The organism is Streptomyces sp. NPDC059895, from assembly GCF_042731035.1.
Lineage (GTDB): Bacteria > Actinomycetota > Actinomycetes > Streptomycetales > Streptomycetaceae > Streptomyces.
In genome coordinates, this window is the sequence record NZ_JBHWKO010000013.1 from 210,270 (window position 1) to 220,862 (window position 10,593).

The 10,593-nt window shown below is 73.5% G+C and carries 9 protein-coding genes; 6 read left to right on the forward strand and 3 right to left on the reverse strand.

The window, feature by feature from the left end; translation table 11 throughout:
• The first annotated feature begins 57 nt into the window (after positions 1–57).
• The 5 genes from ACFV9M_RS18275 (at position 58) to ACFV9M_RS18295 (ending at position 5,433) form a co-directional block, all read left to right on the forward strand.
• Positions 58–1,071, forward strand: a complete 1,014-nt coding sequence (locus ACFV9M_RS18275) for a substrate-binding domain-containing protein (RefSeq protein WP_385064144.1) — start codon at positions 58–60, stop codon at positions 1,069–1,071.
• 107 nt (positions 1,072–1,178) lie between these two features.
• Complete coding sequence (locus tag ACFV9M_RS18280; RefSeq protein ID WP_385064146.1) at positions 1,179–2,657, forward strand: Ig-like domain-containing protein; 1,479 nt, start codon at positions 1,179–1,181, stop codon at positions 2,655–2,657.
• Positions 2,658–2,742: 85 nt separating this feature from the next.
• Entirely contained in the window at positions 2,743–3,684 is a 942-nt protein-coding gene (locus ACFV9M_RS18285; RefSeq protein ID WP_385064148.1) for a sortase, read from the forward strand.
• 42 nt (positions 3,685–3,726) lie between these two features.
• Positions 3,727–4,602, forward strand: a complete 876-nt coding sequence (pstB, locus tag ACFV9M_RS18290; protein WP_385064150.1) for a phosphate ABC transporter ATP-binding protein PstB — start codon at positions 3,727–3,729, stop codon at positions 4,600–4,602.
• A gap of 9 nt (positions 4,603–4,611) precedes the next feature.
• Positions 4,612–5,433, forward strand: a complete 822-nt coding sequence (locus tag ACFV9M_RS18295; RefSeq protein WP_385064152.1) for a hypothetical protein — start codon at positions 4,612–4,614, stop codon at positions 5,431–5,433.
• Positions 5,434–5,780: 347 nt separating this feature from the next.
• Here ACFV9M_RS18295 and ACFV9M_RS18300 read toward each other — a convergent pair whose 3' ends face one another.
• The 3 genes from ACFV9M_RS18300 to ACFV9M_RS18310 all read right to left on the reverse strand — a co-directional run bounded on the left by ACFV9M_RS18300 (position 5,781) and on the right by ACFV9M_RS18310 (position 8,934).
• Positions 5,781–7,415, reverse strand: coding sequence for a phospho-sugar mutase (locus ACFV9M_RS18300; RefSeq protein WP_385064181.1), 1,635 nt, complete (start codon positions 7,413–7,415; stop codon positions 5,781–5,783).
• Between the two features lie 107 nt (positions 7,416–7,522).
• Positions 7,523–8,347: a purine-nucleoside phosphorylase gene (locus ACFV9M_RS18305; RefSeq protein ID WP_385064154.1), complete on the reverse strand. Its 825-nt coding sequence runs from the start codon at positions 8,345–8,347 to the stop codon at positions 7,523–7,525.
• 149 nt (positions 8,348–8,496) lie between these two features.
• Positions 8,497–8,934, reverse strand: coding sequence for a gamma-glutamylcyclotransferase (locus ACFV9M_RS18310; RefSeq protein WP_385064156.1), 438 nt, complete (start codon positions 8,932–8,934; stop codon positions 8,497–8,499).
• A 118-nt stretch (positions 8,935–9,052) separates the two neighbouring features.
• On the opposite strand from ACFV9M_RS18310, the gene ACFV9M_RS18315 reads away from it, so the two are divergent.
• Entirely contained in the window at positions 9,053–10,498 is a 1,446-nt protein-coding gene (locus ACFV9M_RS18315; RefSeq protein ID WP_385064158.1) for an NAD(P)H-quinone dehydrogenase, read from the forward strand.
• Positions 10,499–10,593 lie beyond the last annotated feature (95 nt).

The window sequence follows — 10,593 nt, forward strand, 5'->3', positions numbered from 1 at the left end:
CAATCCGGATTCAGCCTGAACATCCAGTCTTCGAAAACAAGAACGAGGGGTTCAGAAATGAGCGTCATGTCCCGCGTCAAGGTCGGCGCCGCATTCGGTGCCGCGGCTCTCGGTCTCGGCATCCTGGCCGCTCCGGCTTCCGCGGACCCGGGCTCGACCACCGAATACCGTCAGCTGGCGGGTGTGGGTTCCGACACCACGCAGTACGTCCTGAACGGCCTGGGCGACGTCGTCACGAACGCCAACGGCAAGATCATCGCGTCCTACAACGCCACCGGCTCCACCACGATCACCACCAAGGACCCGGCGACGTCCCCGAACTGCACGATCAACCGCCCGAACGGCTCCTCGGCCGGCATCACCGCGCTCAACAACGACCTCACCGCCGGCACCAACTGCGTCGACTTCGCCCGCTCCTCGCGCGGCCCGGCCGACACCAGCACCGCGGACCTCACCTTCATCCCCTACGCCAAGGACGGTGTCACCTACGCCACCGACCTGGGCAGCACGGTGCCCACGAACCTGACGAAGGCGCAGCTGGCGAGCATCTACACCAACTGCACCTACACCGACGCCTCGGGCGCCACGGTCACGGTGCAGCCGCTGCTGCCGCAGACCGGCTCGGGCACCCGGACCTTCTGGCTGTCGGCCATCGGCATCACCGAGGCCCAGGTCGGCTCCTGCGTCACCCAGGGCATCCAGGAGCACGACGGCACGGCCATCGCCAACGGCAGCCAGCTGATGCCGTACTCGATCGCCCAGTGGATCGCCCAGGGCAAGGGCTTCTCGGACGTCCCGAACCGCCGTGGCGAGTCGCGTCTGCGCAGCGTCAACGGCCTGGCCCCCACCACCGGCTCGGGCACGGCCCTCGCGCTCAACACGGGTTTCGCCACCGACTTCCTCCGTGACGTCTACAACGTCGTGCCGACCACGAAGCTCGGCAACTCGGTGATCGCCGAGACCTTCGTCGGCTCCGCCTCGAAGGTCTGCGCCGCCACCTCCACCATCACCAACTACGGCTTCGGCACCGTGAGCAACTGCGGTGCCACGACCCTGACCGGCGAGCGGTAGTCCGTGACCGCCGTCTGATCCCCGCGCAACGGCCGGGCACCTCCAGGGGTGCCCGGCCCCACGCGCTGTCCCTGTAGACCCGTCAACCGACCCCGGGGGGCCGCGAAATGACAGTGCTCCATCCCTTCCGAAGAACGGCCGCCGTCCTGGCCGCCTGCGCCCTGCTCGTCGTGGGCCTGCTGGCCCTGGCCGTGTCCCGGCCCCAGCCCGCCCGGGCGGCCTCCGTCGGCGAGTTCACCCTGACACCCGGCACCGGCCGACTGAGCGACCCGCAGCCCCTGGGCGGCTCCCTCGCGATCCCCGGCACGTGCCCCGACGTCACCCTCGAGGAGATCAACTGGAACAGCGTCCTCAACCTGTACGTGGTCAAGGCCGACGGCAGCGAGGCGACGGCGCTGAGCGGGATCACCCACCAGGGGCCCTACACCGCGCCGACCTCGGCGATCTCCCTGGCCGCGGCGGACAACCCGGGACTGTCGGTGAACAGCCTGGCGAACGTCGTCACGGGCGACGGCACCTACGAACTGCGCGTCCGGTGCGTGGACAACTTCGACTGGGCCGTACCGCCCGAGTCGATCGTCCCGGGCGATCCGTACTGGTCCCAGAAGATCACCGTGACCGGCGACACCTGGGTGGTCGGTGAGGGCGCGAGCGCCACCGGCCTCACCGTGGCGGCGGTCCCCGCCGACGCCGAGCCCGGTCAGGAGGTCACGCTCACGGCGACCGTCTCGCCGGCCGAGGCGGCCGGCACCGTCACCTTCCTGGAGGGCGGGACGACGCTCGGCCAGGCCACCGTCGCCGACGGCGAGGCCGAGTTCACCACCGCGACCCTGGCCGAGGGGCGGCACGACGTCACGGCCCGCTTCACCCCCGCCGACACCGCCGAGTGGGGCGCATCGGAGTCCGAGGCCGCCACCGTGCTCGTGTACCCCGCCGACTACGAGATCCGCGACGCCTCCGACCAGCGGCTCCCCGCCGAACCGGAGCTCCAGCGGGGCCAGACGGTCAAGCTGATCGTCCGGGGATGCACGCCCGCCACGTCGTACGCGCTGACGATGAGCGGCAACGACGCCGCCTTCCCGGCCGCCACGGCGGACGCGAGCGGAGTGGTGACCTGGCCGTCCCTCACCGTGCCCGACGACGCGGTCGCCGGCCGGGCGGCCTGGACGTTCACCGCGGCCGGCAACGACTGCCAGGTGAACGGCGGCACGGGAGCGAACTTCACCACGGCCGCCTTCACCGTCCCCGAACCGTCGACCGGTTCGCCGTCACCGACCACGAGCGACGACCCGACGGACGACCCCACCGACGACCCCACGGACGACCCCACGGACGAGGCCTCCGCCGATCCGACCGACGACGCCTCGGGCGACTCCACCGGCACCACGTCCGGCACCACCGCGGGCGACACCGGCTCCGCGACCGGCTCCGGCGGGACCTCCGCCCAGGGCGGCCTCGCCGCCACCGGCAGCCAGATCGCGCTGTTCTCCGGCATCGGCGCCGTCGTCCTCTTCGCCGCGGGCGTCGGCTTCGTACGGTTCGGCCGCCGCAACGGACTGCTGACCTTCGGCGAACCCCGCGCGTGACGGTCGGGAGCGCGGGCGGCGGTCTGCACCCCGCCGCCCGCGCCTCCGTTCCACCACCCCACACCTCTTCACAGGAGCGCTCCCCGTGACCGTGCTGACCCCGCCCCCGCCGGCCGAGGCGCCACCGGTGCCGGTGCCCTCACCCGGGCCCGAACCCGTCTCGCGGCCACCGCGGGCGGAGCGCCCCGGCTTCGCGTTCGCCGGGACCGCGCTGTGCGTGCTCGCCGCCCTGCTGCTCGGCTTCGCCGCCGACCTCACCGTCGTGGGCCACCTCCAGCACGCGCGCGACCAGCAGACCTCCTACGACGAACTGCGCCGTCAGCTCGCCCTGGGCATCGCACCCGTGGGCCAGCGGACGTACGAGGGGGAGATGCTGGAGCCGGGCGCGCCCGTCGCCCTGCTGCGCATTCCGGCCCTCGGCCTGCGGGAGGTCGTCGGGGAGGGCACCGCCTCCGGGGTGCTGATGTCCGGCCCCGGCCACCGCCGGGACACCCCGCTGCCGGGACAGTCCGGCACCAGCGTGATCATGGGCCGCCAGTGGGGGTACGGCAGCCCGTTCAACGATCTGCACCGACTCCCCGTCGGCGCCGAGATCCGCGTGACGACCGGTCAGGGCACCGCCACCTACAGGGTCTCCGGCATCCGGCGCGAGGGCGACCCCCTGCCGGCCACGCTCCAGCAGGGCCAGGGCCGGCTCACGCTCATCACCGCCGACGGCGGCCCCTACACCCCCTCCGGCACCGTCCGGGTCGACGCGACCCTGACGAGCGACGCGCAGCCCAGCCCCCCGAGGCCGCTGGCCGCGGGCTGGATCGACGACTCCGAGCAGGCCATGGGCACCGAGAGCGCCGCATGGCTCCCCGTCTTCCTCTGGTCGCAGGCACTGCTCGGCGCGGCCCTGCTCACCATGGCCGCCTCCCGCGCCTGGGGCCGCTGGCAGACGTGGATCGTCGGTGTCCCCGTACTGGCCGCCCTCGGCCTCGCCGTCTCCGGCGCCGTCACCCGTCTGCTGCCCAACCTGCTCTGACCGACGATGACCGATGATGACCGACGAGGAGTTCACCCCATCATGTCCGACACGACCGACACGCTCGTCGACGCGGCCCCCGACCCCACGATCAAGCTGGACCGCGTGACGGCGGGCCCGCTCGCCGGAGCCGGCCAGGGCGACCCCGCCACCCTGGAAGCCGACTCCCTCTCCGCCTGGTTCGGTGACCACAAGGTCCTGGAACGCGTGTCGCTCACCATGCCCGCCCGCCAGGTCACCGCACTCATCGGCCCGTCCGGCTGCGGCAAGTCCACCTTCCTGCGGATCCTCAACCGCATGCACGAACTCATCGGCTCCGCCTCCCTCGCGGGCCGGGTGCTGCTCGACGGCGAAGACATCTACGACCGCGGCCGCCGCATCACCCACGCCCGCCGCCAGATCGGCATGGTCTTCCAGAAGCCGAACCCCTTCCCGGCGATGTCGATCTACGACAACGTCACCGCCGGTCTGAAGCTGGGCGGCATCAAGGCGGGCCGCGAGGACAAGGACCGACTCGTCGAGGAGTGCCTGACGAAGGCGGGTCTGTGGAAGGAGGTCCGCGACCGGCTGCGGCAGCCCGGCGGCGCGCTCTCCGGCGGTCAGCAGCAGCGTCTGTGCATCGCGCGTTCGCTGGCCGTACGACCGCGGGTGCTGCTCATGGACGAACCGTGCTCGGCCCTGGACCCGACCTCGACGCGGCGCATCGAGGAGACGATCCACGAACTCTCCGAAGAGGTCACCATCGTGATCGTCACCCACAACATGCAGCAGGCGGCCCGCGTCTCCGACCAGTGCGCGTTCTTCCTCGCCGAGCAGGGCACCCCCGGTGCCATCGTCGAGCACGGCCCCACGGCCGCCATGTTCCACAGTCCCCAGGACCCGCGCACGACGGACTACGTCACCGGGCGCTTCGGGTAGGGGCACCGGATGACAGGCATCGTGCGCCGCCGCCGGGCGACGGCCGCCGCCACCCTGGGCGTCGTCGTGTCCGTGGCCCTGGCGGGCTGTGCCGTCCCCGGCGCGGGTGCCGAGCGGTCGGCGGGGCCGCCCGCGGCCGCCCCCTCCGCCCCACCCGCCGTACCGGGCACTCGGGGCCCGACGGGAACCGCTCCGCCCGGAACCGCTCCCCCCGGGACACCGGCCCGCACCGTCCCACCCGAGCGCACCCCCACGACCCCGGCCGACGGCCTCGCCCCCGCGCGTCCGCCGTCCCCTGACACGGCCGCCGCGTCACCCGGGGGCGCGCCGACGGGCCCGCCGCGTACGGCACCCGCGTCGGTGTCGCCGGGCCCCACCGACGGGCCGGCCCGGCCGTCGCCGGAGCCGACGCCCGAGGCGTCCGCCACGACCGGCTCGGAGACGTCCGGCGGGCGCGGCGGGGACGGTTCGACCACCCTGCACATCGGCTCCTGGTCGGCGCGGGTCGTCCGCGGCGGGCAGGACGCGGTGGACGCGTGCCGCGACGCCGTCCAGTGGGCGGGGCCCGACCTGGGCACGGAGGACGGCTACGCGCTGCGCACCGCCGTCGTCGTCGGCCACGACCACTGCGGCTTCGCACGCTTCGCCCGGCTCCCCGTGGGCACGATCGTGTCGGCCACGACACCGCGCGGCACGCTCCGGTACCGGGTGTACGCCACCTACGTCAGCCCCGGCCGGGGCACCCCGTCCCACGGGCTCTACTGGGGCGACCTCACGCTGCAGTCCTGCGTCGGCCCGGACACGGGCTTCAGCTACCTCATGCGCGTGTGAGCCGGCCCGCCCGCCGGGGGCGAACCCGGCACCGGGTTCAGCTGTCCGCGGCGGGCTGAACCCCGTGCCGGGCCGTTGCCCGGTGTCCCGCCTGCGCCGGGCAGGGGGGCGCGGGACGCCGGCGAGGCGGAGGCGTCCAAGGGGGGAAGGAGCACATCCGCACTCCCGTCCAGGGTGGGACGCGCGGGCGCGAGCCGGGCAGCCGAGAAGCATGCGGCACACCAACTCCCCGTGAACCAGGACCGCTCGGCCACAGAGGGGCCACGCGGGAGCCGAAGCACGCCGGTCACGCGACCGCCGCCCCCACCCGCGCACCAGCGGGTGCGGACCGGGAGCGCGGGCGCGGGTCAGATGCCGGCCGCGGCCGACAGGTCCCGCTTGACGGCCGTGAGCAGCTTGTTCGCCTCGGCGCGGGCCGCGGGGAGGTCGGCGTGCTTCGCGACCGGGACCACGACCTCCAGGTAGCACTTCAGCTTCGGCTCCGTGCCGCTGGGCCGGACGATCACACGGGCGCCGTCGAGCGTGTAGCGCAGGCCATCCGTCGGCGGGAGTCCGTCCGTGCCCCGTGTGAGGTCCTCGGCGCGGACGACCGGCAGGCCGGCGAGCCCGGTCGGGGGCCGCTCGCGCAGTCGCTCCATGGCGCGGGCGATCACCGCCAGGTCCTCCACCCGCACCGAGAGCTGGTCGGTGGCGTGCAGACCGTGCTCGACGGCGAGGTCGTCGAGGAGGTCGAGCAGGGTGCGGCCGCGTTCCTTCAGGACGGAGGCCAGCTCGGTGACGAGCAGGGCGGCCGTGATGCCGTCCTTGTCGCGCACGCCCTCGGGGTCGACGCAGTAGCCGAGGGCCTCCTCGTAGCCGTAGCGCAGGCCGTCGGCGCGGGCGATCCACTTGAAGCCGGTGAGGGTCTCCTCGTACGGCAGCCCGGCCTTCTCCGCGATCCGGCCCAGCAGGGACGAGGAGACGATCGACTCGGCGAAGGTGCCGCGGGCGCCGCGGTCCACCAGGTGGGCGGCGAGGAGCACGCCGACCTCGTCGCCGCGCAGCATGCGCCACGCGTCGCCGTCGCGCACCGCCACGGCGCAGCGGTCGGCATCCGGGTCGTTGGCGACGACCAGGTCGGGGCCGGTCTCACGGGCCTTGGCGAAGGCCAGGTCCATGGCGCCGGGCTCCTCCGGATTGGGGAAGGCGACCGTCGGGAAGTCCGGGTCGGGCTCGGCCTGCTCGGCGACGAGGTCGGGCGCGGGGAACCCGGCCCGTGCGAAGGCGGCCAGCAGGACGTCCTTGCCGACGCCGTGCATCGCCGTGTAGACGGTACGGGCGGTGCGGGGGGAGCCGGGGGAGAGGACGGCGTCCGTGCGGGCCAGGTAGGCGTCGAGGACGGTGTCGTCGAGGGTCTCCCAGCCGGAGTCCGGGCGGGGGACGTCGGCCAGCGAGCGGACGGCGGCGATCTCGGCCGCGATCTCCGCGTCGGCGGGCGGGACGATCTGCGAGCCGTCGCCCAGGTACACCTTGTAGCCGTTGTCGCGGGGCGGGTTGTGGCTGGCGGTGACCTCGACGCCGGCGACCGCGCCCAGGTGCCGTACGGCGAAGGCGAGGACGGGGGTGGGCAGCGGGCGGGGCAGGACGGCCGCGCGCAGTCCGGCGCCCGTCATCACGGCGGCGGTGTCCCGGGCGAACTCGGCGGACTTGTGGCGGGCGTCGTAGCCGATGACGACGAGGCCGTCACGCCGGCCCTTCGCCACGAGGTACGCGGCGAGGCCCGCGGCGGCGCGGATGACGACGGCCCGGTTCATGCGCGTCGGGCCGGCGCCGAGCGCGCCGCGCAGACCGGCGGTGCCGAACTGGAGGGTGCCGCCGAACCGGGCGGCGAGCTCGGCGCGGTCGCCGGCGGCGAGGAGCGCGGCGAGTTCCCCGCGGGTGTCCGGGTCTGGGTCCTCGGCGAGCCAGGCGTGGGCGCGAGCGGTCAGATCGTCGTCGTGCACGTGGGTCAACCTCTCAGAGTGTGCGTGCGGTGCGGGTGCCGGGCGTCTCCTCGCCCCCACCACCCCTGCCCTTCCCCGTCCCCGGCGGGGCCGAAGGCGCGGGCCCCTTACAGCCGGTCCAGCACCCGCGCCAGCAGGGACCCCATCCGGGCCGCGCTGTCGCGGCCGGCCTGGAGGACCTCCTCGTGGCTGAGGGGCTCGCCCGTCATACCGGCCGCCAGGTTCGTCACCAGGGAGATGCCCAGGACCTCCGCGCCCGCCTCGCGCGCGGCGATCGCCTCCAGGACGGTCGACATGCCCACCAGGTCCGCCCCGATGACCCGCGCCATGCGGATCTCGGCCGGCGTCTCGTAGTGCGGGCCGGGGAACTGGGCGTAGACGCCCTCCTCCAGCGTGGCGTCGATCTCCTTGCACAGCGCCCGCAGCCGCGGCGAGTACAGGTCGGTGAGGTCGACGAAGTTCGCGCCGACGATCGGGGAGGCCGCCGTGAGGTTGATGTGGTCGCTGATCAGGACCGGCTGTCCGGGACGCATGCCCTCGCGCAGACCGCCGCAGCCGTTGGTCAGCACGATCGTCTTGCTGCCGGCCGCGACCGCGGTACGGATGCCGTGCGCGACGGCGGCCACGCCACGGCCCTCGTAGTAGTGCGTACGGCCCAGGAAGACCAGCGCGCGCTTGTCACCGATGCGGTACGAGCGGATCCTGCCGCCGTGCCCCTCGACCACCGGCGGCGGGAACCCGGGCAGCTCGGTCACGTGGAACTCGGCGTCGGGCGCGCCCAGCGCGTCGACGGCCGGCGCCCAGCCGGAGCCCATCACGAGGGCGACGTCGTGGGTCTCGGCGCCGGTGAGTTCGCGCAGGCGCGTGGCGGCCGCGTCGGCGGCGGCGTAGGGGTCGCCCTGGATGTCGTCCGGGAGAAGAGATGCGTTCACGCGGACGAGCGTAGCCGGTCAGGGCCTACGCGCGTAGATGACGGAGCCCACGGGACGGCGATCGTTGTCTTGTCGTTTCCAACGGTGCCGTACGCGAGGGCGGGACGTACGAGGTGAGGGCCTCTCGAGGCGAGGGCCTCACGCGCTCGTCAGCACGGCCGTTTCCGCAGCTCCATCACGTAGTCGTGGGGCGCGCCCGCGGACTCGGCGGCGTCGGCGACCTCGCCCAGATAGCGGGCGGACGGCAGACCGCCCTCGTAGCCGTTCAGGACGTACGTCCAGCCGCGCTCCTCGCCGTCCAGGGTGTGGACGCGGATCCGGAGCCGTCGGTAGATGCCTAGGCCCACGCCCTCCCACCGGTCCAGCGGCTCCTCGTCCATGGGGGCGAGGTCGTACAGCGCGACGAAGACCTGGGCGGTGGGGTCCTCCACGATCGTCGCCAGGGCGCCCTCCCAGCCCAGCTGCTCCCCGCCGAAGGTCAGCCGCCAGCCGTTCAGCCAGCCGGTCGCGCGCAGCGGCGAGTGCGGGGCGCGGCGGGTCATCAGCCGCGCGTCGAGGTTGCCGGCGTACGCGGCGTAGAGCGACATGCGACGAGGGTACGGCAGCCCCCCGCGCACGTCCCTCGCGTCGTCCACCGCCCCCGCGGCACCGGGCGTACCGCCGCCCGGCCCCCCGGCGACGTACGGCACCGGAGCGTGCGGGACAATGGAGTACGTGACTCGGATCGTGATCATCGGTGGCGGACCCGGCGGCTACGAAGCGGCGCTGGTGGCCGCTCAGCTCGGCGCGGAGGTGACCGTCGTCGACTCCGACGGTCTGGGTGGGGCGTCGGTGCTGACCGACTGCGTGCCGTCGAAGACTCTCATCGCCACGGCCGAGGTGATGACCACCTTCGACTCCTCCTACGAGGAGCTGGGGATCATCGTCGCCGACGACACCCCGCCGCTGGAGCAGTCGGCCCGGGTCGTCGGCGTGGACCTCGACAAGGTCAACCGGCGGGTGAAGCGGCTCGCGCTCGCGCAGTCGCACGACATCACCGCCTCCGTCACGCGCGCGGGCGCCCGCGTCCTGCGCGGCCGCGGCCGGCTGGAGGGCATGCAGGCCCTCGACGGTTCGCGCAAGGTCGTGGTGCGGGCGGCCGACGGCAGCGAGGAGACCCTCGTCGCGGACGCCGTGCTCATCGCCACCGGCGGTCACCCCCGCGAGCTGCCCGACGCCCAGCCCGACGGCGAGCGCATCCTCAACTGGACCCAGGTCTACGACCTGCGTGAGCTGCCCGAGGAGCTCATCGTGGTCGGCTCGGGCGTGACCGGTGCCGAGTTCGCCGGCGCGTACCAGGCGCTCGGGTCCAAGGTCACCCTCGTCTCCTCCCGGGACCGTGTGCTGCCGGGCGAGGACCCCGACGCCGCCGCCGTCCTCGAGGACGTCTTCCGGCGCCGCGGCATGAACGTCATGGCCCGCTCCCGCGCCCAGTCCGCCAAGCGGGTCGGCGACGGCGTCGAGGTCACCCTCGCCGACGGGCGGGTCATCACCGGCACGCACTGCCTGATGGCCGTCGGCGCCATCCCCAACAGCGAGGGCCTCGGACTGGAGGAGGCGGGCGTCAAGGTCCGCGACTCCGGGCACATCTGGACCGACAAGGTGTCCCGCACCACGGCTCCGGGCGTCTACGCCGCCGGTGACGTGACCGGCGTGTTCGCGCTCGCCTCCGTCGCCGCCATGCAGGGGCGCATCGCCATGTACCACTTCCTCGGCGACGCGGTGGCCCCGCTGAACCTCAAGACCGTCTCCTCCAACGTCTTCACCGACCCCGAGATCGCCACCGTCGGCTACACGCAGGCCGACGTCGACTCGGGCAAGATCGACGCGAGGGTCGTCAAGCTGCCGCTGCTGCGCAATCCGCGCGCCAAGATGCAGGGCATCCGCGACGGATTCGTCAAGATCTTCTGTCGGCCGGGCACGGGGATCGTCGTCGGCGGAGTCGTCGTCGCGCCGCGCGCCTCGGAACTCATCCACCCCATCTCGATCGCCGTCGACAACAATCTGACGGTCGAACAGATCGCGAACGCCTTCACCGTGTATCCGTCCCTTTCGGGCTCGATCGCCGAGGTGGCACGGCAGTTGCACACGAGGAAGACGGACGCGCCCTAGTACTGCAACCGCATCTGGAGGGTGTGGCCTCGGCGTTTGTAGTGGGATCGGCGGGCTCGGGCCTGGCTGCGCCGTCGGTAGCGTGACCAGTGCAG